This is a genomic window from Intestinimonas sp. RTP31139st1_F5_RTP31139_211217 (assembly GCF_040226735.1).
Lineage (GTDB): Bacteria > Bacillota > Clostridia > Oscillospirales > Oscillospiraceae > Intestinimonas > Intestinimonas butyriciproducens.
Map to the genome: position 1 here is coordinate 117,131 of NZ_JBCOAQ010000001.1, position 22,495 is coordinate 139,625.

The following is a 22,495-nucleotide window of genomic DNA, read 5'->3' on the forward strand; positions in this document are numbered from 1 at the left end:
GTGGTATCATATCTTGGTCTCAATAAAGGGCGGTCCTCTGCGGTTCCGTTTTCAGTGAAAAGCGGTGCAGTGCCGGCACGAACGCCTATAAACAGGAGGAAACAGAAAAATGGATCTGATGCAGAGCTTCAATGAGAAGTACCTGAAAGCCGAACCGCCCAAGGTTGAGGTGGGTTCCACCGTCCGGGTACACATCAAGGTCAAGGAAGGCAACCGTGAGCGTATCCAGGTCTTTGAGGGCACCGTCATTGCCAAGAAGCATGGCGGCGTTGCCGAGACCTTTACCGTGCGCCGCGTCTCCTACGGCGTCGGGGTGGAGAAGGTGTTCCCCCTCCACTCTCCCATCATTGAGAAGATCGAGACCGTCCGTGCCGGTAAGGTGCGCCGGGCCAAGCTCTATTACCTGCGTGACCGCGTGGGCAAGAGCGCCAAGATCAAGGAGAAGCTGTAAGAAGGCGAATACAAAAAAGGAGCGGAAAGCCGCTCCTTTTTTGTATTTGTTTCAAAAAATGTGCCGCAACCCTTTTCTTTGCGCTACATCTTGTGTATAATGAACTTTATGCAATAGTGCGATAAGAAAAAGGCGGTGGACAAGCTGAACATTCAGTGGTATCCGGGCCACATGACAAAGACCCGGCGAATGATCGAGTCTGACCTGAAACAGGTGGACTTGGTGGCTGAAGTGATCGATGCCCGCATCCCTATGTCCAGCCGGAACCCCGATATTGACGAGCTGGCAGGCATCAAACCGAGGCTCATCATTCTGAATCGCGCCGATCAGGCCGATCCGGCGTTGAATAGGGCCTGGGGCAGATATTTTCGTGAGCGTGGCTATTCGGTTCTGGAGACCGACAGCAAGTCGGGAGTCGGGGTGAACCAGTTTTCCGCCGTAATTAAAACGGCGCTCAAAGACCAGATCGCCCGTTGGAGAGAAAGAGGCCAGGTGGGGCGTCCGGTGCGGGTGATGGTAGTGGGCGTTCCCAATGTGGGCAAGTCCACTTTTATCAATAAGGTGGCAAAGAAGAAGTCAGCCAAGGCTCAGGACAGGCCTGGCGTGACCAGGGGAAAGCAGTGGGTGTCCGTGGATACGGGGCTGGATCTGTTGGATACGCCCGGCATCCTCTGGCCGAAGTTCGAGGACCAAGAGGTGGGGAGGAAGCTGGCCTTCACCGGAGCCATCAAAGATGAGATCATGGATACGGAGGCGCTGGCCTGTGCGCTGATGGAGACATTGGCAGAGCGGTATCCTCAGGCCCTGGCGGAGCGGTATCATTTGCAGCCGGAGCCTGACACGCGGGGATGGGAACTGCTGGAGGCCGCGGGCAGAAAGCGCGGCTTTTTGATTTCAGGCGGCGAAGTGGACACTGAGCGTATGGCCAGGGTATTGCTGGACGAGTTCCGAGGTGGCAAGCTGGGACGTTTTACGCTTGAGATACCGGGAGGGACAGAGCAAAATGACAGGGGTTGACCTCTGGCGTGTGGAGCGGGAATGCCGTGCAGATGGATTTCGCCTGATCTGCGGAGCGGATGAGGCGGGGGCGGGGCCCCTGGCGGGAGACGTATATGCTGCGGCGGTGATTCTGCCGGACGGTTTTATGCCGGATGGGCTCAACGACTCCAAACAGGTCAGCCCCAAAAACCGAGAGCGGCTGTTCCAGGTGATTCAGGAAAAGTCTGTGGCGTGGGCGGTGGCGTCGGTGGACCCCGCTGTCATCGATGAGATCAATATCTTGGCGGCCCGATTGTTGGCAATGGACCGGGCGATCCGCGCGCTGATTCCGGCGCCGGACTTTGCCCTGATTGACGGAAACTGCGGCAAGGGCATCTCATGCCGTCACAGGACGATCGTCAAAGGAGATAGTATCAGCGCCAACATAGCGGCGGCCTCTATCCTTGCGAAGGTGAGCCGGGATCGATATATGGAGGAGATGGCCCGGCGGTACCCGCAATATGAATTTGAACGACACAAGGGCTATCCGACCAAGCGGCATTATGAGTTGCTTCGGCAGTACGGGCCCTCACCCATCCACCGGAAGAGCTTTCTCAAAAAATTTTATGCGGAGGAAAGCGGATGAACGGGGGCGGGGCTAGGCTGCTGGGCAGATGGGGCGAAGCCGTGGCGGCGGAGGATCTGAGGAGGAAAGGGTGGCGGCTGGTGGCCGCCGGATGGCAGTGCCGTTTTGGGGAAATCGACCTGATTGCAGAAAATAGCAAGTATATTACCTTTATAGAAGTCAAGCTCAGGAAAAATGCCGATTTTGCCCCGGCACGGGCGGCAGTAGACCGGCGGAAACAGGAGCGGCTGCGTACGTCGGCGGAACTGTATCTCTCTCAGCACCCCACGGACCTTCAGCCCAGGTTTGATGTGGCGGAGGTTTACGCGCCGGACGGGATTGCGACGAGAGCGCCGGAAATTATCTACATAGAGGATGCGTTTTGATGTGATTGATCTGTTTGACGGGCACTGCGACACCATATTGAAGTGTTATCTGGAAGGGATGTCTATGTGCCGCAGCCCCGGTCATCTGGATCTGGAGCGGACCCGGAAATTTGGACGGTACGCTCAATTTTTTGCGGCGTTTGGATCTCCGGAGGACATGCCGGGGCGTGCCCTGTGGGAGGTATTTCTGGAGGAGGCCGCGCTGCTTCAGCGGGAGCTGGAGGCCAACTCGGACCGTGTGGCGCTCTGCCGCACCGGTGCGGAAGCGGAAGCGGCGTTTCAAGCGGGAAAGGCGGCCGCCTTTTTTTCCGCCGAGGGGGCGGAGCTTTTGGACTGTGACCTGGAAAAGCTTCGCATTGCCCATAAGATGGGTGTCCGTGCCGTGAATCTCACCTGGAACCATCCCAATGCTCTCTCCGGCACCAACGCCAAGGAGCAGGACCGGGGACTCTCGGAGCAGGGAAGGGCCTTTGTCCGGGAGATGGACGCCCTTGGGATGCTGGTGGACGTATCCCACCTCTCCGATCCGGGATTTTGGGATGTGATAGAGGTCTCCACACGCCCCATTATCGCCACACATTCCAATTCCAGGTCCGTATTTTTCGACACTAGAAACTTGACCGATGCTCAATTTACTGCGATAATAAAAAAGAATGGCGTAGCCGGACTCAATATGTATGCGGGCTTTCTCGGGGAAGCCCCGGGCATAGACACGGTGATTGCCCATTTGGAGCGTTTCCTGTCTCTGGGCGGTGAGCGGAACGTGGCCCTGGGCGGGGACTGGGACGGCTGTACCCGGCTCCCGGAGGGCATCGGCGGCATTCAGGATATGGACAAGCTCTATGAGGCCCTGCTTCGGCGCAACTACAGTGAAGAGCTGGTGCGCGGCCTCTTTTATACCAATCTGATGAGGGTAGTGAACGAAGTATGCAATATGTAAGCACGCGAAACAAGAATCAGAAGTGCAGCGCGGCCCAGGCCATTGCTCAGGGGCTTGCTGCGGATGGCGGGCTGCTGACACCGGAGGTGTTGCCGAAGCTATCCTCTAACGGGCTGGCGACCATGACGGACATGTCCTATCAGCAGCGGGCGGTCTATGTTATGAACGCATATCTGGACGATTTTACGGCCTCTGAACTCTCCTCCTTTGCCTCCCGGGCATATGGACAGGATAAGTTTGATGAGAAGGACGTGGCGCCGGTCCGGCGTGTGGATGAGAACACCTATTGTCTGGAGCTCTGGCACGGGCCCACCTGCGCGTTTAAAGATATGGCCTTACAGATGCTGCCGCATCTCCTTTCCGCTTCTCTGGTGAAAAATGAGGAGCAAAAGACAGTGTGCATCCTGGTGGCCACCTCCGGCGACACCGGCAAAGCCGCGCTGGAGGGCTTCAAGGACGTGAATAAGACCCGTATCCTGGTGTTCTATCCCAAGGACGGCGTCTCCGATATCCAGCAGCTTCAGATGCAGACCCAGGAGGGAGACAACGTGGGCGTCTGTGCCGTGGTAGGCAATTTTGACGACGCCCAAACAGGGGTGAAACGGCTCTTTTCCGATGCGGCCCTGCGGGATACCTTGGCGGGGCAAGGGTTCTTTTTCTCCTCCGCCAACTCCATCAACTGGGGCCGTATCCTGCCGCAAATCGTCTACTACATCTCCGCCTACTGCGATTTGCTGAAGGAGGGCAGGATCCAGAAAGGGGATCCCATCAATGTGTGTGTGCCCACAGGCAACTTCGGCAATATTCTCTCGGCCTATTACGCAAAGGAGATGGGGGTGCCCATCCGCAAGCTGATCTGCGCCTCCAACCGCAACAACGTCCTTACGGATTTTATCCAAACCGGCGTATACGACCGGAACCGGAGTTTTTACAACACCATGTCGCCCTCCATGGATATCCTCATCTCCTCGAACCTGGAGCGGATGCTCTTTGAGTTTACAGAGCGGGATGATGAGGCGGTCAAGACCTATATGGAAGAGCTGTCTGCCAATGGCCGCTACGAGGTGAGCGAAAAGGTCAAAAAGCAGCTCGGCCGCCATTTTGCAGCCGGCTGCTGTGATGATGCCCAGACACAGGCCAGGATCGCACAGATGTGGAAGGATCACCACTATCTCATCGATACCCACACGGCCGTGGCGTTCCATGTCCTGGATCAATACCGGGCTGAGACGGGGGACGAAACGCCCACCGTGGTGGTCTCTACGGCAAGCCCCTTCAAGTTTTGCGACAGCGTGCTGGGCGCACTGGGGGCAACCGAGCTGGTGCAGGGCACAGGCATCCTAGACCAACTGACCGCGCTTACGGGCGAACCGGTTCCGGCTCCTCTTGCCGCCCTCAAGGATAAGGCGGTACGGTTTGACCAGGTGACGGAAAAGGAGCACATGGCCGACCGGGTGCTGGAGATGCTGAAATAAAGAGACTGAGGTGATGGTTTGGCCCTGTTTGCAATTGGCGACCCCCATTTGTCCCTGGGGTCGAACAAACCGATGGATGTGTTCGGCGGAGCGTGGAGCGGGTATGTGGACAAGCTCTCCGCCGGATTTCAGGCGGTGGGGAACGACGACACGGTGGTACTCTGCGGCGATATTTCCTGGGGGATGAGCCTGGAGGAGGCACGGAGGGATTTTGCGTTTCTGGATGCCCTGCCCGGGAAGAGAAAGCTCCTCTTAAAGGGAAATCATGACTATTGGTGGACCACAGCGGCGAAAATGAACCGTTTTTTTGCAGAGAACGGCTTTCAGACGCTGGCGCTTCTCCACAATAACTGCCACTTCTATGGCGAGACAGCCCTGTGCGGCACACGGGGGTGGTTTTATGAGGAGGATCAGGCGGGCCATAATGAAAAGGTGTTCCGGCGGGAACTGATCCGATTGGAAGCCTCTCTGAAGGCGGCGGGGGAGCATCCCAAGCTCTGTTTTCTGCACTATCCGCCCTGTTATGAGGGCTATACCTGCCCGGAGATCATCGCACTTTTGGAACAGTATGGGGTAAAAATCTGCTACTACGGACACCTGCATGGAGGCAGCCATCGCCTTGCGGTGGAAGGAGTCCGGGGGAAGGTGGAGTACCATCTGGTGGCAGCAGACTATCTCCGTTTTGCGCCCAAGCGCATCCTGCCTTAAAATTTTTTCGTTTTTGAAAAAAAGAGTAGAAATGTTCATAATTATCTGGTAATATAGGTAGGATTCTGGCAATGTCGTATTACACATTCAGGAGGAAGTAAGTAGATGAACGTCAAGAGTAAAGAAAAACAGGAGAATAGCGCCATCGAGCTGGTCATCGAGGTCGGCGCCGAGGAGTTTGAGGCCGCGGTGGATAAGGTCTACCGGAAGAACCGGAAGAATATCGCCGTTCCCGGGTTCCGGAAGGGTCACGCTCCCCGCAAGATCATCGAGGGTATGTATGGCTCCGGCGTGTTCTATGAGGACGCCATCGACGAGCTCTATCCTAACGCTTATGCCCAGGCTGTGGAGCAGGAGGGCCTGGACCCCGTGGCCTATCCGAAGGTGGAAGTCCTGGAGGTCGGCAAGGACGGCTTTACATTTAAAGCCTTGGTTACCGTAAAGCCTGAGTACAAGATCGGCGAGTATAAAGGACTCGCTGCGTCGAAAGAGGAAGTCAACATCACCGACGAGGACGTGGAAAATGAGCTCAAGCCTTTCATTCAGCGTGCCACCCGCCTGGTGAACGTGGAGCGCGAGGCCAAAGAGGGCGACACTGTTCTCATTGATTTCGAGGGCTTTGACAACGGAGTGCCCTTTGAAGGCGGCAAGGGGGAGAACTATGCTCTGGAGCTGGGATCTCACTCCTTTATTCCCGGCTTTGAAGAGGGCGTGGTCGGACTCAAGCCCGGTGATGAGAAGGATCTGGACGTGACCTTCCCCGAGGACTACAGCCCTGAGCTTGCCGGCAAGGCCGTCGTGTTCAAGATTAAGGTCCACGAGGTCAAGGAACCCCAGGCTCCGGTGGTGGACGATGAGTTTGCCAAGGATGTCTCCGAGTTCGATACTCTGGAGGAGTTCCGGAAGGATCTGGCGGAAAAACTCAGAGACCGCCGTGAGCATGCGGCTGAGCACGCTTTCGAGGACGCGGTGACGGATGCCCTGATCGGCGTGCTGGAGGTGGAGCTCCCGGAGGCCATGGTGGATTTCCGGGCTGACCAGGTGCTTCAGGAATACGCAGATCGCTTCGAGCGTCAGGGCCTGCCTTTCCAGCAGTATTTGCAGATGACGGGACAGACGCTGGATGCCATGAAGGAACAGGCGAAGGCTGCCGCTGAGCACCAGATCAAATCTGAAATGGCTCTGGACGCTGTGGCCGAAGCGGAGAAGCTGGAGATCAGCGAGGAGGAACTGGCGGACGAGTACAAGTCCCTCGCCGAACAATATGGTATGGAGGCGGAGCAGGTGAAGGCAGCCGCCCCCGCTGAGGACGTAAAGACCACGCTTCTCCGGCGGAAGGCCATGGGTGTGGTAAAGGAAAACGTCAAGGCCGTGAAGCCTAAGAAGGCGGCAAAAAAGAGCGCCAAGAAAGACGTGGAGGAGGAAGGTGCGTCTGCGGAAGAGGCACCCAAGAAGAAGACCGCTTCCCGGGCCAAAAAGGGCACTTCCAAGGTCGGCGAAGCCGAGTAACAATCTGTAGGAATAACCTTCCTCCCGACGGGCATACTTTCTAAGCATGACTGTCTGTCAATGGAAAAGGAGTTTGCGCATCATGATTCAATCCAGCCTAGTACCCTATGTTGTTGAACAGACCAACCGCGGAGAGCGGTCCTACGACATCTTCTCCCGTCTGCTTAACGACCGTATTGTCTTTTTGGGGGAAGAAGTGAACGCCACTACGGCCAGTTTGGTGGTGGCACAGCTTCTCTATCTGGAGGCACAGGACCCGGACAAGGACATCCAGTTTTACATCAACAGTCCCGGCGGGTCTGTCACCGACGGCATGGCTATTTATGACACCATGCAGTATGTAAAGTGTGATGTTTCCACCATCTGCATCGGCATGGCAGCCAGTATGGGGGCCTTTTTGCTCTCCTCCGGAGCGAAGGGAAAGCGATTCGCGCTTCCCAACGCAGAGATCATGATCCATCAGCCCTCCGCCGGCACACAGGGTCAGATCACTGACATGGCCATCCACCTGAAGCGTCTGGAGATCATCAAAAAGCGAATGAACAAGATCCTGGCCGAGAACACGGGAAAGCCGCTGGAGGTCGTGACTGCCGACTGTGAGCGCGATAATTTTATGTCTGCCGATGAAGCCATGGAATACGGCCTCATCGATAAGGTCATTACCAAGCAGTAAAAACGGATTTGACAGGGGAGCGGGGCCGTCGCGTTCCGCTCCCCTGCGCCGCTTAGTATTTGTGGACGGTATTCCGTCCGATTCGAGGTGAAGCCCTATGCCCAAAAACGACGACAAACGTCCGGTCCGCTGCTCTTTCTGCGGCAAACATCAGGAGCAGGTCTCCCGCATCATTGCGGGCCCGGGCGCATATATCTGCAACGAATGCGTCCAGCTCTGCATGAGTATCCTGGAGGATGCCGGAGACGACGTGGAGGAGGAGCGCCCGGATATTCCCGATGTGATCCCTACTCCCAAAGAGATCCGGGATGTGCTGGACGAGTATATCATCGGCCAGGAAGACGCCAAAGTGGCCCTCTCTGTGGCGGTATACAATCACTATAAGCGTATCTACTTCGGCGGTGGAGATGATGTGGAGCTTCAAAAGAGCAACATTCTGCTCATAGGACCCACCGGCTGCGGCAAGACCCTCTTCGCACAGACGCTGGCCCGTATCCTGAAGGTGCCCTTTGCCATTGCTGACGCCACCACGCTGACAGAGGCGGGCTATGTGGGCGACGACGTGGAGAATATCCTTCTGCGCCTGGTGCAGGCTGCCGACTATGATATTGAGCTGGCCCAACGCGGCATCATCTATGTGGATGAGATCGATAAGATCGCCCGGAAGAGTGAGAATACCTCGATTACCCGGGATGTGTCCGGCGAGGGCGTGCAGCAGGCGCTGCTGAAGATCTTGGAGGGAACCGTGGCCAATGTCCCGCCTCAGGGCGGTCGGAAGCATCCTCACCAGGAGTTCATTCAGATCGACACCAAAAACATTCTGTTTATCTGCGGCGGAGCCTTTGACGGCATTGAAAAGATCATTGAGCAGCGCCTGGACAAAAAGACCATCGGGTTCGGCGCAGAGATCGAGAGCAAAAAGAAGAAGGATATGTCGGCCCTTCTGCGGGAGATCCAGCCCCATGATCTTCTGAAGTTCGGCATCATTCCCGAGCTGGTAGGCCGTCTGCCTGTCATTACAGCGCTTCAGTCCCTGAATCAGGAGCAGTTGGTCCGCATTCTGACGGAGCCCAAAAATGCGCTGGTCAAGCAATATAAGAAGCTGCTGGAATATGACAATGTGGATCTGGAATTCCAGCCGGAAGCGCTGACAGCGGCCGCGGAGAAGGCCATTGCGCGCGGAATCGGTGCCCGGGGCCTTCGGGCTGTGCTGGAGGAGGTCATGACACAGGTCATGTATGACGTGCCCTCCGACGCTTCTATTGCCCGAGTGGTGATTACGCCCGAGTGCGTCACCGAACGGGCCCATCCGGAGATCACCCGCGACTCCGACCGTCCCGCCCGTCCCCGCCTGGGCGGCGCGTCTCTGCGGGCCGAACACGGTGGACTTCGGACCCAGAGCAACGTCTCTTAAAACAGATTCTGTCAAGGAAAGCAGGACGGGGGCCGGTCTCCCGCCCTGCTTTTTGTAAAGGAAGTGATTCCATGGCTGTTGAGCCGAATACAGTTGTAACCATGCCCGTCCTGGCGCTGCGGGGACTTACCATTTTCCCCAATATGCTCCTCCACTTTGATGTGGGCCGGGACACTTCAATCAAGGCCCTGGACCAGGCGATGAGCGAGGGGCTGCCCATTTTCCTGGTAGCTCAGCGCGACCTCTCTGTGGAAGAGCCCGGCCAGGAGGACCTCTATCATATCGGTACCATCTCCAATGTAAAACAGATCCTTCGCCTGCCCGGTGGTAATGTGAGGGTCATGGTGGAGGGGAGCAGCCGCGGCCGTCTGCTGGGGCTGAGCCAGAGCGCGCCCTTCCTTCAGGGAGCGGTGGAATACCTGCCCGTCCCTGAACACACTCGCAATACCCCTAAGACGGAGGCGCTGATCCGCAGCACCTATGAGCTCTTTGAGAGCTATGCAGGGCTCTCACCACGCATGACGGGGGATGTCCTCATCAGCGTTCTGGCCAGCGATGATCCGGGTTATATCGCGGACTACATTGCCCAGAACATCGCCATGCGCGCCTCGGACAAGCAGGGAATCTTGGAGGAACTGCGCCCGGTACGCAGATTGGAAAAGCTCTCACAGGCACTGGGTCGAGAGGTGTCTGTGCTGGAATTGGAGCAGGAGATGCAGTCCAAGGTCCGCGACCAGCTTACCAGCAATCAGCGGGATTACTATCTCAGGGAGCAGCTCAAGGTGATCCAGAACGAGCTGGGGGAGGGAGAGACCGGCGATGGCGAGCTTGGAGAGTACCGGGAGAAGATCTCCAAGGCAAAGCTCCCGAAAGAGGTGGAGAAAAAGCTGAACAAAGAGCTGGACCGCCTTTCCAAACAGCCCTTTGGCTCCGCTGAGGCCACCGTGATCCGCAATTATTTGGATGTATGTCTGGATCTCCCGTGGAGCAAAAGGACCCGGGAAAGGACAGATGTGAAGGCGGCCCGTAAAGTGTTGGATGCAGATCACTATGGGCTGGATAAGGTCAAGGAACGTGTCCTGGAGTTCCTGGCGGTCAAACAGCTCGCACCCGAACTGAAAGGACAGGTGCTCTGCCTGGTGGGCCCTCCCGGAGTGGGCAAAACTTCAATCGCTATGTCTGTGGCCAGGGCCACAGGGCGCAGGCTGGCCCGGATCTCGCTGGGCGGGATCCATGACGAGGCGGAGATCCGCGGACATAGAAAAACATATGTGGGAGCCATGCCGGGGCGTATCATTGACGGCGTTCGGCATGCGGGAAGCGCCAACCCTCTCCTGCTTCTGGACGAGATCGACAAATTGGCCTCGGATATCCACGGAGATCCGGCCTCCGCACTGTTGGAGGTCCTGGACGGAGAGCAAAATGCCACCTTCCGTGATCATTTCCTGGAAGTGCCCTTCGATCTCTCCGACGTGCTGTTTATCACAACCGCCAATACGACCGATACCATTCCCAGGCCGCTGCTGGACCGGATGGAGGTCATTGAGCTCTCCAGCTATACGGACGAGGAAAAACTCCAGATCGTCAAAAACCATCTTTTGCCCAAGGAGCTCAAACGCCATGGACTGAAGAAGTCTCAGCTCAAGCTCACGGATGACGCCATTCGGGAGGTCATTACGGGCTATACCCGGGAATCCGGGGTGCGCGTCTTAGAGCGGGAGCTGGCAAGCTTGTGCCGAAAAGCGGCTATGCGCATTGTGACAGGGAATGAAAAGCGTATCTCCTTAACAGGAGATACCGTCTCCCAATATCTGGGGGTACGGAAATATCACCCTGAAAAGCGGGAGACGGGGCGGCAGATCGGCGTGGTCAACGGTCTGGCCTGGACCTCTGTGGGAGGAGAAATCCTCCAGGTCGAGGTAAATGTAGTCCCGGGCTCCGGCAAGGTGGAACTTACCGGCAACCTGGGGGATGTCATGAAGGAATCCGCCCACGCTGCTTTGAGCTATATTCGCAGCCGTGCCGCTCAGTTGGGGATTGAGGCCGACTTCTACAAGACAAAAGATCTGCATGTCCACTTTCCGGAAGGAGCAGTTCCCAAGGACGGGCCTTCCGCCGGCGTCACGATCGCTACCGCCATGGTATCCGCGCTTACCGGATCAGCTGTAAAGCAGGATGTGGCCATGACGGGGGAGATTACGCTCCGAGGCCGGGTGCTGCCGATTGGCGGTTTGCGAGAAAAGACCATGGCCGCGCTCCGCAATGGTATGCGGACGGTGATTTTGCCCGCCGACAATCTGAGTGATCTGGAGGATATCGACCAGACGGTTCGGAGCGCCCTCCATTTCATTCCGGTGGAGCATGTGGACGAGGTGCTCTCCAGCGCGCTGGAGTTCGAGGCCGTGCAGACGCTGCCGGATCTGGACGGGCTGGCAGGCAGGCATCAAGGGGTGGAGCCCACCCTCAATTTGAAACAGTAACGGGAGTGCGGAAATGATTCATTTACAAAACGCGGAATTTGTCCGTTCCGCGGCGAAAAAGGAGGACTTTCCCCGGGACGGGCTGCCTCAAATTGTCTTTTCCGGCCGCTCTAATGTGGGAAAGTCCTCCGTCATCAACCGCATTCTGAACCGGAAAAATTTCGCTCGGGTGGGTAACGCGCCGGGAAAAACCTCTCACATCAATTATTTCAGGATCGACGGCAAGTTTTATCTGGTGGACCTTCCCGGGTATGGATACGCCAAGGTGTCACAGGCGGAGAAGGCCCGTTGGGCCAGGCTGATCCAATCCTGGTTTGACGATCCGGGCCTGATGACCCTGGGATGTATGTTGGTAGATGCCCGGCACAAGCCCACGGCGGATGACTGTACCATGGGCGAGTGGTTCAAGCAGGCGGGAAAGCCTTTTGTGGTGGTGGCCAATAAGCTGGATAAGCTTAAAAAAAGTGAAATTGAGCCCAACCTCCAGCGTATCCGGGATACGCTGGAAATTGACGCCGATATAGAGGTGATTCCCTTCTCCGCCGAAAAGGGAACCGGCCGTCCGGACCTGCTGGGCCAGATTTCAGCACATTTGGGGGAGGGGCTCTTATGAAGTACGTACGTGTGGAGAGGATGGGAAAGATCAGTTGGGGCGTTTTGAACGGGGATACCGTACACACATTGAAATATCCGCCCTATGCTGGGGATACCGAGTACTATGACGGCAAGCGGTGGCCGCTCTCAGACTGCCGCCTGCTGGCACCCTGTACGCCGGGTAAAATCGTCTGCTTGGGTAAAAATTACGCCGATCACGCCCTGGAGATGGGCGGGGCCGCTCCAGAGACCCCGATTGTCTTCATGAAAACGCCCAATTGTGTCAACGACCCGGAAGGAGATATCTGTATCCCAGCCTTTGTTGGGCGCCTGGATTATGAGGGCGAGCTGGCATTTGTCATCAAGAGGCGGGCCAAAGAAGTGAAAGCTGCTGACGCTTGGGGGTATATTCTGGGTTTTACCTGCCTCAATGATGTGACTGCCCGGGACATCCAGGCGGCGGATGGCCAGTGGACCAGAGGCAAGTGTATGGACGGCTTTGCGCCAATGGGACCTGTGATCACGGATGAAGTGGACCCCACGGCGCTGAAAATCCAGACCCGCCTGAATGGGAATACGGTCCAGAGCGCCAATACCGCGCTTTTTCTAACGAAGATCCCTGATATGTTGGCTTTCATCACTGCCGGGATCACCCTGGAGCCAGGGGATGTGGTGTCCACCGGTACGCCGGCCGGGATCGGTCCCATGTGCTCCGGCGATACCGTTGAAGTGGAGATCGAGGGCATCGGCGTACTGAGAAACCATATTGTGTCGCAATAAGGCGATATGCCGGAATGCGTTAATTGGGGGGAAAGAACCGCGATGGAGGACGAACTGAAAATCAAAATGTATTCCTTCACGATGGACTGCAAAGACCCTTATGAACTGGCGAAATTCTATGCGCAGCTGCTCGGATGGGAAATACCATTTCACAGTGAGGAATATGCATGTATCGGCGCGCCGGGAACGGCGCAGGGGGGATACCCCGGTATTACATTCCAACAAAACTCAGAGTATGAACCGCCCGTATGGCCGGAAAGGTCGGGAATGCAGCAGCAAATGGCGCATTTGGACTTTGCCGTGAATGATCTGGAAAAGGCTGTTCAACATGCCGTCCGCTGTGGAGCGGCGGTGGCGGAGGAACAATTTTCCGACGCCTGGAGAGTGATGCTTGATCCTGCCGGTCATCCATTTTGCTTATGCCAAATGAAATCCATGATGGAGAGCGCTTGTTTTGCTCTGCGTTAGGAAAAAAGACCTGCATTTTTGCATACTCTGCTTTGTGCTTGCCCCGAGCATACAGTCCGATCCCTAACCATCTTTTCCTGAAAAAGAGGCTGCGTTTATTGTGTTCCTCATAGGAATAGCAATATTTCATGCCTATTTGCTGCATTACCGCTCCGCAAAATTTAAAATTTTTATATGCTTCGCAGCATCTCTGGTGCTACACCTCGACACCCCATCCTGAAACGCATTCCCTCAGCAGAAATATCCCGTGTTTTTGACAATGCGACCTGTGTTTTGGCCATATCATAACGCCCTGGCCATATTCTATTGACAAATGGGATGAATATAGAGGCATTCAATTCCCGGTCATCAGTCCTGTCGTCCTTGTTGGCTGCCTGCGAATCCTTTCCGATGGCTATTGTCTTTGGCGAGATGGAGAAGTTTACTCCCTATTCCTTGTCTCCGGTATTCCGGCAGTACCAGCAATTCTGTAATTGTTCCAAAATAATACCCCAACTATATTGTATTTTGGCGCACAGCCGGGGCTGGAAGCCTTTTATGAAAAAAGGGTGCAGGAAGAAACAGTGGCAGCCCAAAGACTTTTGGGCCACATTTAGGATGTACCAGTTGAGTCTTGACGGTCAGAAGGACAGAGTCTATAAAAAATATTGGGATCTTTATGATACGTATTCCATAGAAAAAATATAATGGATTCATTTGAAGGGTGGTTACCAGTTTTTATGGTGACTGCCCTTTTTGGGCCTTTTCAACGAATGATTTGGGAGAGGGGACTGCCTCTGCTCCTCCTTGTGCTTTTCGGGAAAATCTGCTATACTAAAATCCAAAATGTCTGGGAGGCGGTCCATTTGCTGCGCCATATTCCCTTGGGAAACATGAATAATCTGCGGGACCTGGGTGGATATCCGGCTGCAGGAGGCCGCGTCACCGCTTGGGAGCGACTGCTGCGCGGGGACAATCCAACTGGTCTGACGGAAAAGGACATCGAATGGCTGGTGGACCGAGATATCACCACCGTCATTGATCTCCGCAGCGAGGAGGAGACAAAACGCAAGCCGGATCAGTTGGCGGGAGAAACGGACTTTCGTTACTTTCATGCCCCCATGCTGGGTGGAGAGAGAATGCCGAATCTGGAGAGAGATGTGGGACGTGGCTACTTCCAGGTCCTGGATCGAAAGGAGAGTGCCTGCCGGATCTTGCGCCTCATTGTGGAGGCGCCCGGAGGCGTGCTTTTTCACTGTACGGCGGGAAAAGACCGCACCGGAATGGTGGCCGCGCTGCTGCTCTCTCTGGCCGGAGTGAGCCGGGAGGATATCCTGGCAGATTATCAGGTATCTGAGATCTATCTGGCGGAGATCATTCGCCGGATCAGGATGTCTGTTCCAGATCTTGTCCCCTTTGCCGGGATGTCAAAAAGCAAGTATATGGCCGAATGCCTGGCGCTGCTGGACGAGGCGTATGGCTCTGTGTCCGGCTATCTCCGTGCGGTCGGACTCTCTGAGCGGGAAATGGCCGCACTTCGTGCCAAGGTTCTGGCCTGACAATATTAGAGAATAGGGAGGACCTTCTTTTGGGTTCTTTTTCAGATTTTGCACAGAATATGGACTGGGCCGGTCTCGCTGATCTGCTGCTCCAAGTGGCGGCGGTGCTGCTGTGCCTGACGGTTCACGAGACCTGCCACGGTCTCGCCGCTTATTCCCTGGGGGATCCCACAGCCAAAGCACAGCACCGGCTGTCGCTGAATCCTCTGCGGCATATCGATCCCTTCGGTGCGCTGATGATGATTGTGGCGGGGTTCGGTTGGGCAAAGCCGGTCCCGGTGGATATGCGCTATTTCAAGCACCCCAAGACAGGAATGGCGGTCACGGCGCTTGCAGGTCCTGTCTCCAATCTCCTGTTGGCCTATGCGGCGCTCACTTTGAGGGCCGCACTGATCGGCGCTTACTACACAGGTGGCCCTGAAGGGCTGGGCACAGCCATTGACTTTTTGGCCATGACTGCTGTTCTCAGCGTGGGGCTGGGGCTATTCAACCTCATTCCGTTCCCACCGCTGGATGGCTCCAAGGTAGTGGAGGGCTTTTTGCCGGACCGGATCTACTACGGTATCCTCCGCTACGAGCGGTGGGGGATGCTTCTTCTTATGGCGATCCTGTGGACCGGCGTTCTCAGCACGCCGTTGGCCATTGCCAGAGATTGGGTACTGGATCTGCTGGTGAAGGGGTCCTCCTGGCCATTGACGCTGATGCTTGGATAGGAGAGGGGGAGCGCACTGTGGACAGTCCCATCTATCACCTGGAAAAAGTGGTAAAGGCCCGTGCGGAGGCTTTGGAGGACTTTACCGGCCCCCTTGATCTTATCCTCCATCTTCTGAGCAAAAATAAAATGGAGATCAAGGATATCCAGATCTCGGTGATCCTGGAGCAGTATCTGACCTGGATGGAGCGGCGCAAGAAACTCGATCTGGAAGTGGCCAGCGAGTTCGTGACCATGGCGGCCCAGCTTATTTTCATTAAATCCCGGATGCTCCTGTCCATCCATGACGAGGAGGCCCTCTCTGAGATGGAACAGCTCATTGCCTCCCTGGAGGCCCACCAGCGCCATGAAAACTATATGAAGATCAAGTCGGTGATCCCAGAGTTCACCGGTCGTTATGCGCTGGGCCGCGACTATATCACAAAGGGACCGGAACAACTTCCGGTGAATCGGGCCTATCGCTATGTCCATGACAAGGATGACCTGCGCCGGGCCATGATGACAGTCCGGGAACGTATGGGCAGTCAGATGCCGCCTCCCATGAGCGCCTTTGAGGGGATTGTGGGTAGGGAGCCCTATCCGGTAGCGGACAAGGCGGGGGAGCTGTTGAGCCGCCTTATGCGCTTGGGGGTGACTCGGTTCCGCTCCCTCTTTCAGGGAAATCGGAGCCGGTCCGAAGTAGTGGCCACCTTCATCGCCGTGCTGGAATTGTGCAAGGCCAAGCGAATTCGCTTGGCGGGGACCGATGAGGACTGTACCGTAACATGCACCGGAGAGGGCGAAGCAGAGCTGGAGTTTTCCACGGACGCATACTGAGGCCGGGAGAAGGGGAGCGCATATGGACCTGAAAGAAATTGAGTCCGCTATGGAGGGCATCCTGTTCGCAGCAGGAGAGCCCGTGGGAGTGGAGCGGATTTGTCTGGCGCTGGAAATCGACCGGGCCACGGCGGATGCGGTGGCCCAGAAACTGATGGATGCGTACAGCTATGAGCGCCGGGGCATCCGCCTCATCAAGCTGGACAGCAGCTATCAGCTCTGCTCTGCGCCGGAGTATGCCGAACTGATTCGAAAAACCTTTGAGAGCCGCAGGCCGGCCAAACTCTCTCCGCCTGCTCTGGAGGTGCTGTCTGTTATCGCCTACTATCAGCCCACGACGCGAGCTTACGTGGACCAGATCCGCGGCGTGGACAGCTCGTATACCGTGAGCTTGCTGCTGGACCGAGAGCTCATTGAGGAGTGCGGACGCCTGGCTGTGCCGGGAAGGCCGATCCTATACCGCACGACCACTACCTTTTTACGCTCTTTTGGGCTCTCCAGCCTGGAGGAGCTGCCGGAACTCCCCAGCGCCGGCCCTGAGGATGGACAGATCACACTGGAAATGCAGGCGGCGCTGGAAAAGCTACGGGGTGAGCAGACGGAAAATCTAACCGATGAGGAGCTGCTGGAAGCCGCGCGGGAACTCTCCGCCACCGAAGCAGATATCCCGGCAGCGGAGGAGTGAAGCGGGGTGAAGGCGTTGCTGATTCTAGGCGCGGTCTTCTTTGGGCTGCTGCTTTTTTCCCAGGTCCGCGTGGGCGGAACCGTGGCGTATGCAGAGCAGGGGCTTCAGATCCTGATACGGGTAGGGCCTCTGCGCATACGGGTATTCCCTGTAAAAAAGAAGAAAGAGAGACCATCTGGCCCAGGCACAGGGGCAAAACCAGAGCGGAAGCGCAAAGCGGATGCAGATGCGGTGCCGGAGCCGAAGGACACCCTGGAGTTGGTGCGGCAATTTTTGCCTCTGGCGGCTGATGCCGCTGGGAGCCTCCAAAAGAGGATAAGAGTGGATGATCTGGATCTGACACTCACGATGGCGGCGTCCGATCCAGCCATGGCTGCGGCTGCCTTTGGCGGCGCCAACGCAATACTTGGTATGGTAATCCCACTTTTGGAGAACAATTTTAATATCAGAGAGCGGAAAATCCGCACTGCGGTGGATTTCGACAGGTACAGCCCGGTCATTGCCATTCGGGCGGCGCTTTCGCTCTCCATTGGGCAAGGGATCGCCTTTGCCGTCCATTTTGGACTGCGGGCACTGGGCCTTCTGATAAAAAGAAACCGGGAAGCAAAAGCAAAGACAGCCGCTTGAAAGCCGAGCTGACTGTACACAAGTTAAGAAAGGGCGATATTTTATGGAAAAGAATCATCCCATCGGCGACCTGATGTCCACAACGATGCAGAAGATCCGGGAGATGGTGGACGTCAACACGATCATTGGGACTCCCATCCGCACCGACGATGGGATCACGCTCATTCCGGTCTCCAAGCTGTCGTTTGGTTTTGCCTCCGGCGGCAGCGACTTTATGACCAAAAATCAGAAGCCGGAGGCCGACAATGCCTTCGGCGGCGGCAGCGGGGCCGGAGTCAATATCTCCCCGGTGGCCTTTCTCATTGTCAAAGGAGATACTGTAAAGCTGCTGCCCGTGGCACCACCGGCGGGAAACACCGTGGATCGTGTGGTGGAGCTGGTGCCGGAAATGTTCGATAAGGTCACTGGTTATATGGAGAAGAATAAGAAAGAGGATAAAGACACCTTTTAAGTTTCATACTAGTGTCATCTCTGTGGTTTGAGGTGATGCCTGAATGAAACGTGTCTGCGCGGCTGGGCTGGCCGCCTGCCTGCTGCTTTTCCCCCATGCTGCTGCCGTCTCCGGTCCGCCTTCTGTCTCCGCCGCTTCCGCGATCCTTGTGGATGCGGAGAGCGGTCGGGTCCTCTATGAAAAGGATGCCCACACCCGGCGGCTCATCGCCAGCACCACCAAGCTCATGACTGCCCTGGTGGCGGCAGAGTCGTGCATCGACTTGGGTGAGAACGTTACGGTGGAGTACGCCGATACGCGTACAGAGGGCTCCTCCCTGTACTTGCAGGTAGGGGAGCAGATCACCGTGGAGGCGCTTCTTTATGGCCTGCTGCTCCACTCCGGAAACGACGCGGCCCTTGCCCTTGCCCGATACTGCGGCGGAGATGTGGAGACCTTTGTGGAACAGATGAATCAAAAGGCCCGGGAGCTGGGCATGGCAGACAGCCATTTTGAAAATCCCAACGGGCTTAACGCCGACGGGCACTACTCCACTGCGGCGGATATGGCCCGTCTGGGGATCGCCTGTATGGAGAATGAGACTGTGGCCAAAATCGTCGCCACCCGCTCGATCACGCTGGGAAACCGGACGTTTGTCAACCACAACAAGCTTCTCAGTCAGTATGAGGGCTGTGTCGGAATGAAAACTGGCTACACACAACTGGCGGGGCGGACCTTGGTCTCCGCCGCGCGGCGAGACGGCCAACTGCTGGTCTGCGTGACCCTGAGCGATCCCGATGACTGGCGGGATCACGCCGCCCTTTTTGACTACGGCTTCTCCACATACCCGCGCCAAGTGCTGGCCACCCGAAACCGAGACTTTCGGATGCTGCCTGTGGCGGGCAGCCTGGTCCGCTTTGTGGGTGTAAAAACAGCGTCAGACGTCTATTTTCCACTGACAGAAGGGGAGAAAGTCCGGGCTGAAATAGAGCTTCCGGAACAGGTCCAAGCTCCAATCGAGGCGGAGGTCCCGGCAGGGCGGCTGGTCTTTTATGTGGGGGAAGAACCTGTGGGAGAGACGCCACTGGTCTATGCTTCCTCGGTCCGGCGGGACGCTGCGGATAAAAGGCCCCCAATCCGGGAGCTCCTGAAGTTCTTCTTCCCTTGAAATACCCTGCGCGGGAATCGCCCGCGCGCTACATAACAGAAATGAGGTGCCCTCATGGAGGAACGCCTGCAAAAACTGCTATCTGCCGCCGGGCTGTGTTCCAGGCGGACAGCGGAGGAATACATCGAGGCCGGGCGGGTTACCGTCAATGGTCGAGCCGCCAAACTGGGCGACAAGGCCGATTTGGGTCGGGACACCGTGGCCCTGGACGGCACGGAGATCGGGCCTGCGGCGGAGCCGGTCTATCTGATGCTCAACAAACCCAGGGGGTATGTCACCACCCTTGCCGATGAACAGGGGCGGAAGACGGTGGCGGAACTGGTCTCCGGCTGCGGAGTTCGGGTATGGCCTGTGGGACGACTGGATCTGGATTCCGAAGGACTGCTGATTCTCACCAATGACGGGGCGCTGACACACCGGCTTATTCATCCAAGCCATGAGGTGGACAAGCAGTATCTTGTCATGGTTGCGGGAGACGTGGAGGCGGCGCTGCCCATACTGTCCAGGCCCATGGAGCTGGACGGCATCGCTCTGGCGCCTGCCAAGGTGGATAGGCTGGGGCCTAATGTGCTCTCGGTCACCATTCACGAGGGGCGCAATCGTCAGGTCCGCCGGATGTGCGATCAGGCTGGGCTCACCGTCAAGGCCCTGCGCCGGGTCCGTGAGGGGGGTGTTCAGTTAGGTGGCCTGAAACTTGGGCAGTGGCGGCATCTGACGGAAGAAGAGATATCCGCTCTCTATTCCTTGTAAATTATGCAAGAAAAAAACCGTCACTTGCAAAAATATCTTGCTTTTCGTCTGGTTTCCCGTTATGATAGGGACTGGCGGTGAGACCGCCTTAAGGTTTAGCCGTCCAATCACTCCCCAAGGGTGGGGAAGGAAGCCTGGGGGTGTCATCCATGACACGCGATATTCTCTCAGTCATTCAAAATAGTATGCCTACCTTCTCCAAAGGGCAAAGGCTCATCGCGCGCTTTATCCTGGAGTCCTATGACAAAGCGGCGTTCATGACGGCCAGCAAGTTGGGAAAGACGGTCAATGTCAGCGAGTCCACCGTCGTGCGCTTTGCCGCCGAGTTGGGTTATGACGGTTATCCCAGCATGCAAAAGGCACTGCAGGAAATGATCCGCAATAAATTGACCTCTATTCAGCGCATTGAGGTGGCGAACGACAGGATCGGGAATCAGGATATCCTGTCCATGGTCATGCAGTCGGATATTGAGAAGATCCGGATGACCTTGGAGGAGACAGACCGGGCCAGCTTTCGCCAGGCGGTGGACGCCATTCTTTCCGCCCATCGGATCTATATCTTGGGTGTGCGCTCAGCGGCAGCTTTGGCCGATTTCCTGGGCTTTTATTTCAATCTGATCTTTGATAATATCGTTTTGGTACATACCACCTCCGCCAGTGAGATCTTTGAACAGCTTCTCCGTGTGGGGCCGGAAGATGTGGTCATCGGGATCAGCTTTCCGCGCTACTCCAGCCGAACGGTAAAGGCCATGCGCTTTGCCAAGGACCGGGGGGCCAACGTCATTGCCCTGACCGATTCCGAGGCGTCGCCCCTGGCTGAAGCGGCCACCGAGACCCTGCTGGCCAAGAGCGATATGGCCTCCTTTGTGGACTCGCTGGTGGCCCCGCTGAGCTTGGTTAACGCCCTCATTGTGGCGGTAGGCCGTCGGAGGAATGAGGACGTGGAGCAGATTTTTGCCGACTTGGAGCAGATCTGGTCGGAATATGGCGTCTATGAACAGGTAGAGGAAGAGAATCATTGACGGGACAAAAAAGAACGATTGTCGTAATAGGGGGAGGCGCCGCGGGCATGCTCGCGGCGCTGACTGCTGCTCAGAAAGGGGCTTCCGTGACGCTGCTGGAGCGCAACCAGAAGGTGGGCCGGAAGCTTTATATCACAGGTAAGGGGCGGTGTAATCTGACCAATGACTGCTCCGTTCAGGAGGTCCTTGCCAACATACCCCGAAACAGCCGCTTTCTCACCAGCGCCGTCACCCGTTTTCCACCTTCCGAGGTAAAGGCGCTTTTTTCCAGCTTGGGTGTTCCGCTGAAGACGGAGCGGGGCAATCGGGTTTTTCCGCAGTCGGATAGGGCCGCGGACATCATCGACGCACTTTTCTTTGCCCTGCGGAGACAGCGGGTCTCCATTGTGCAGGACAGGGCGCAGCATATCCTAGTTCAGGAGGGCCGGGTTCGGGGCGTAAAGGCGGAGCACGGCACTTATGGCTGTGACGCCGCGATTCTCGCCACCGGAGGCTGCTCCTACCCACTGACCGGCTCCACCGGAGACGGCTATGAAATGGCCGGCGAATTGGGACACACGATCCTGCCGGCCAAGCCGTCTTTGATCCCTCTGATCATGGAGGGAGAAGAGTGTCCCAGAATGCAGGGACTGTCCCTGCGGAATGTGGGTCTCAAGGTAAAAAGCCACAAAGGGAAACTCATTTACCAGGAGCAGGGAGAATTACTCTTTACCCACTTTGGCCTTTCCGGCCCTCTTATCCTCAGCGCCAGCGCGCATATGCGGGATTTTGAGCGAGAACATTATACGGTGAGCATCGATCTGAAGCCGGCACTGGACGAGCAGACCCTAGATGCCCGATTGGTGCGAGAGTTTGCTGAACAGTCCAATCGGGCATTTCACAATGTGCTGGAACGCCTTGTTCCCAGGCTGCTCATCCCCATCCTGGTGGAGCGCGCGGAGATTCCGGAGGAAACGCCGGCCAACTCTATTACCAGGAGCCAACGCCGCCGCCTGTTGGAGCTGCTGAAGGGGCTCAATTTTACAGTCCAGGGCCCTAGAGGCGTGGAAGACGCCATTGTGACCAGCGGAGGCGTCAAGGTATCTGAAGTCGATCCGCACACCATGGAATCCAAACTGGTGAAGGGGCTTTTCCTTGCCGGGGAGCTCCTTGACGCAGACGGTTACACCGGAGGCTTTAACCTGCAAATTGCCTGGGCCACCGGCAGGGCGGCAGGGGAGGCGGCTGCGGACATGGAACGGTGACGCAGCGGGCATACTTTTGATG

At 56.7% G+C, this 22,495-nt stretch carries 25 protein-coding genes; 24 read left to right on the top strand and 1 reads right to left on the bottom strand.

The window, feature by feature from the left end:
• Positions 1-109 precede the first annotated feature (109 nt).
• The 14 genes from rplS to ABUA09_RS00660 all read left to right on the top strand — a co-directional run bounded on the left by rplS (position 110) and on the right by ABUA09_RS00660 (position 13,481).
• Entirely contained in the window at positions 110-451 is a 342-nt protein-coding gene (gene rplS / locus ABUA09_RS00595; protein ID WP_033117239.1) for a 50S ribosomal protein L19, read from the top strand.
• 144 nt (positions 452-595) lie between these two features.
• On the top strand, positions 596-1,468 hold the full coding sequence (gene ylqF / locus ABUA09_RS00600; protein ID WP_349949051.1) for a ribosome biogenesis GTPase YlqF: 873 nt from the start codon (positions 596-598) through the stop codon (positions 1,466-1,468).
• Positions 1,455-2,075 carry a ribonuclease HII gene (gene rnhB, locus ABUA09_RS00605; protein ID WP_033117240.1) on the top strand — a complete coding sequence of 207 codons (621 nt, stop codon included), beginning with the start codon at positions 1,455-1,457 and terminating at the stop codon, positions 2,073-2,075. The genes ylqF and rnhB overlap by 14 nt, the downstream gene beginning before the upstream one ends.
• The gene (locus tag ABUA09_RS00610; RefSeq protein WP_279202690.1) at positions 2,072-2,440 is read left to right on the top strand and encodes a YraN family protein; all 369 of its coding nucleotides are present in this window, start codon (positions 2,072-2,074) and stop codon (positions 2,438-2,440) included. The genes rnhB and ABUA09_RS00610 overlap by 4 nt, the downstream gene beginning before the upstream one ends.
• A gap of 1 nt (position 2,441) precedes the next feature.
• The gene (locus tag ABUA09_RS00615; RefSeq protein ID WP_227151546.1) at positions 2,442-3,380 is read left to right on the top strand and encodes a dipeptidase; all 939 of its coding nucleotides are present in this window, start codon (positions 2,442-2,444) and stop codon (positions 3,378-3,380) included.
• Positions 3,368-4,855 carry a threonine synthase gene (thrC, locus tag ABUA09_RS00620; RefSeq protein ID WP_349948991.1) on the top strand — a complete coding sequence of 496 codons (1,488 nt, stop codon included), beginning with the start codon at positions 3,368-3,370 and terminating at the stop codon, positions 4,853-4,855. The genes ABUA09_RS00615 and thrC overlap by 13 nt, the downstream gene beginning before the upstream one ends.
• A gap of 18 nt (positions 4,856-4,873) precedes the next feature.
• The gene (locus ABUA09_RS00625) at positions 4,874-5,563 is read left to right on the top strand and encodes a metallophosphoesterase (RefSeq protein ID WP_033117244.1); all 690 of its coding nucleotides are present in this window, start codon (positions 4,874-4,876) and stop codon (positions 5,561-5,563) included.
• A gap of 105 nt (positions 5,564-5,668) precedes the next feature.
• The gene (tig, locus tag ABUA09_RS00630) at positions 5,669-7,072 is read left to right on the top strand and encodes a trigger factor (RefSeq protein WP_033117245.1); all 1,404 of its coding nucleotides are present in this window, start codon (positions 5,669-5,671) and stop codon (positions 7,070-7,072) included.
• A gap of 82 nt (positions 7,073-7,154) precedes the next feature.
• Positions 7,155-7,745, top strand: a complete 591-nt coding sequence (gene clpP, locus ABUA09_RS00635) for an ATP-dependent Clp endopeptidase proteolytic subunit ClpP (RefSeq protein WP_033117246.1) — start codon at positions 7,155-7,157, stop codon at positions 7,743-7,745.
• A gap of 97 nt (positions 7,746-7,842) precedes the next feature.
• Complete coding sequence (clpX, locus tag ABUA09_RS00640) at positions 7,843-9,159, top strand: ATP-dependent Clp protease ATP-binding subunit ClpX (RefSeq protein ID WP_195607568.1); 1,317 nt, start codon at positions 7,843-7,845, stop codon at positions 9,157-9,159.
• Between the two features lie 71 nt (positions 9,160-9,230).
• Positions 9,231-11,639, top strand: a complete 2,409-nt coding sequence (gene lon / locus ABUA09_RS00645; protein WP_208319102.1) for an endopeptidase La — start codon at positions 9,231-9,233, stop codon at positions 11,637-11,639.
• 13 nt (positions 11,640-11,652) lie between these two features.
• Positions 11,653-12,252: a ribosome biogenesis GTP-binding protein YihA/YsxC gene (gene yihA, locus ABUA09_RS00650; protein ID WP_058117676.1), complete on the top strand. Its 600-nt coding sequence runs from the start codon at positions 11,653-11,655 to the stop codon at positions 12,250-12,252.
• Positions 12,249-13,013 carry a fumarylacetoacetate hydrolase family protein gene (locus ABUA09_RS00655; protein WP_195973457.1) on the top strand — a complete coding sequence of 255 codons (765 nt, stop codon included), beginning with the start codon at positions 12,249-12,251 and terminating at the stop codon, positions 13,011-13,013. Before yihA ends, ABUA09_RS00655 begins: the two co-directional genes overlap by 4 nt.
• Before the next feature lie 42 nt (positions 13,014-13,055).
• On the top strand, positions 13,056-13,481 hold the full coding sequence (locus ABUA09_RS00660) for a VOC family protein (RefSeq protein WP_058117678.1): 426 nt from the start codon (positions 13,056-13,058) through the stop codon (positions 13,479-13,481).
• Positions 13,482-13,829: 348 nt separating this feature from the next.
• Here ABUA09_RS00660 and ABUA09_RS00665 read toward each other — a convergent pair whose 3' ends face one another.
• Entirely contained in the window at positions 13,830-13,976 is a 147-nt protein-coding gene (locus ABUA09_RS00665; RefSeq protein ID WP_081959827.1) for a GNAT family N-acetyltransferase, read from the bottom strand.
• Positions 13,977-14,326: 350 nt separating this feature from the next.
• Between ABUA09_RS00665 and ABUA09_RS00670 the strand changes: the two genes are divergently transcribed.
• From ABUA09_RS00670 to ABUA09_RS00715, 10 genes are all read left to right on the top strand, one after another.
• Positions 14,327-15,019, top strand: a complete 693-nt coding sequence (locus ABUA09_RS00670) for a tyrosine-protein phosphatase (protein ID WP_279202684.1) — start codon at positions 14,327-14,329, stop codon at positions 15,017-15,019.
• Positions 15,020-15,048: 29 nt separating this feature from the next.
• Positions 15,049-15,732, top strand: a complete 684-nt coding sequence (locus ABUA09_RS00675; protein ID WP_227151543.1) for a site-2 protease family protein — start codon at positions 15,049-15,051, stop codon at positions 15,730-15,732.
• 17 nt (positions 15,733-15,749) lie between these two features.
• Entirely contained in the window at positions 15,750-16,547 is a 798-nt protein-coding gene (locus ABUA09_RS00680) for a segregation and condensation protein A (protein ID WP_033117253.1), read from the top strand.
• A 22-nt stretch (positions 16,548-16,569) separates the two neighbouring features.
• Positions 16,570-17,232: an SMC-Scp complex subunit ScpB gene (gene scpB, locus ABUA09_RS00685; protein ID WP_195614222.1), complete on the top strand. Its 663-nt coding sequence runs from the start codon at positions 16,570-16,572 to the stop codon at positions 17,230-17,232.
• 6 nt (positions 17,233-17,238) lie between these two features.
• Positions 17,239-17,859, top strand: a complete 621-nt coding sequence (locus ABUA09_RS00690) for a DUF2953 domain-containing protein (RefSeq protein ID WP_195614221.1) — start codon at positions 17,239-17,241, stop codon at positions 17,857-17,859.
• Positions 17,860-17,902: 43 nt separating this feature from the next.
• The gene (gene ytfJ / locus ABUA09_RS00695) at positions 17,903-18,310 is read left to right on the top strand and encodes a GerW family sporulation protein (protein ID WP_058117684.1); all 408 of its coding nucleotides are present in this window, start codon (positions 17,903-17,905) and stop codon (positions 18,308-18,310) included.
• Between the two features lie 43 nt (positions 18,311-18,353).
• Positions 18,354-19,457 carry a D-alanyl-D-alanine carboxypeptidase family protein gene (locus ABUA09_RS00700; protein WP_081959789.1) on the top strand — a complete coding sequence of 368 codons (1,104 nt, stop codon included), beginning with the start codon at positions 18,354-18,356 and terminating at the stop codon, positions 19,455-19,457.
• A 54-nt stretch (positions 19,458-19,511) separates the two neighbouring features.
• Positions 19,512-20,207 carry a pseudouridine synthase gene (locus tag ABUA09_RS00705; RefSeq protein WP_033116741.1) on the top strand — a complete coding sequence of 232 codons (696 nt, stop codon included), beginning with the start codon at positions 19,512-19,514 and terminating at the stop codon, positions 20,205-20,207.
• A gap of 149 nt (positions 20,208-20,356) precedes the next feature.
• Positions 20,357-21,229: a MurR/RpiR family transcriptional regulator gene (locus tag ABUA09_RS00710; protein ID WP_033116740.1), complete on the top strand. Its 873-nt coding sequence runs from the start codon at positions 20,357-20,359 to the stop codon at positions 21,227-21,229.
• Positions 21,226-22,473: a BaiN/RdsA family NAD(P)/FAD-dependent oxidoreductase gene (locus tag ABUA09_RS00715; protein ID WP_227151538.1), complete on the top strand. Its 1,248-nt coding sequence runs from the start codon at positions 21,226-21,228 to the stop codon at positions 22,471-22,473. The genes ABUA09_RS00710 and ABUA09_RS00715 overlap by 4 nt, the downstream gene beginning before the upstream one ends.
• Positions 22,474-22,495 lie beyond the last annotated feature (22 nt).

What these genes read in the sequence shown, in the direction of transcription:
- rplS (WP_033117239.1), top strand. Translation starts at nt 110, where the DNA reads ATGGATCTGATGCAGAGCTTCAATGAGAAGTACCTGAAAGCCGAACCG.
- rnhB (WP_033117240.1), top strand. Translation starts at nt 1,455, where the DNA reads ATGACAGGGGTTGACCTCTGGCGTGTGGAGCGGGAATGCCGTGCAGAT.
- ABUA09_RS00610 (WP_279202690.1), top strand. Translation starts at nt 2,072, where the DNA reads ATGAACGGGGGCGGGGCTAGGCTGCTGGGCAGATGGGGCGAAGCCGTG.
- thrC (WP_349948991.1), top strand. Translation starts at nt 3,368, where the DNA reads ATGCAATATGTAAGCACGCGAAACAAGAATCAGAAGTGCAGCGCGGCC.
- tig (WP_033117245.1), top strand. Translation starts at nt 5,669, where the DNA reads ATGAACGTCAAGAGTAAAGAAAAACAGGAGAATAGCGCCATCGAGCTG.
- clpP (WP_033117246.1), top strand. Translation starts at nt 7,155, where the DNA reads ATGATTCAATCCAGCCTAGTACCCTATGTTGTTGAACAGACCAACCGC.
- clpX (WP_195607568.1), top strand. Translation starts at nt 7,843, where the DNA reads ATGCCCAAAAACGACGACAAACGTCCGGTCCGCTGCTCTTTCTGCGGC.
- lon (WP_208319102.1), top strand. Translation starts at nt 9,231, where the DNA reads ATGGCTGTTGAGCCGAATACAGTTGTAACCATGCCCGTCCTGGCGCTG.
- yihA (WP_058117676.1), top strand. Translation starts at nt 11,653, where the DNA reads ATGATTCATTTACAAAACGCGGAATTTGTCCGTTCCGCGGCGAAAAAG.
- ABUA09_RS00655 (WP_195973457.1), top strand. Translation starts at nt 12,249, where the DNA reads ATGAAGTACGTACGTGTGGAGAGGATGGGAAAGATCAGTTGGGGCGTT.
- ABUA09_RS00660 (WP_058117678.1), top strand. Translation starts at nt 13,056, where the DNA reads ATGGAGGACGAACTGAAAATCAAAATGTATTCCTTCACGATGGACTGC.
- scpB (WP_195614222.1), top strand. Translation starts at nt 16,570, where the DNA reads ATGGACCTGAAAGAAATTGAGTCCGCTATGGAGGGCATCCTGTTCGCA.
- ytfJ (WP_058117684.1), top strand. Translation starts at nt 17,903, where the DNA reads ATGGAAAAGAATCATCCCATCGGCGACCTGATGTCCACAACGATGCAG.
- ABUA09_RS00700 (WP_081959789.1), top strand. Translation starts at nt 18,354, where the DNA reads ATGAAACGTGTCTGCGCGGCTGGGCTGGCCGCCTGCCTGCTGCTTTTC.
- ABUA09_RS00705 (WP_033116741.1), top strand. Translation starts at nt 19,512, where the DNA reads ATGGAGGAACGCCTGCAAAAACTGCTATCTGCCGCCGGGCTGTGTTCC.
- ABUA09_RS00710 (WP_033116740.1), top strand. Translation starts at nt 20,357, where the DNA reads ATGACACGCGATATTCTCTCAGTCATTCAAAATAGTATGCCTACCTTC.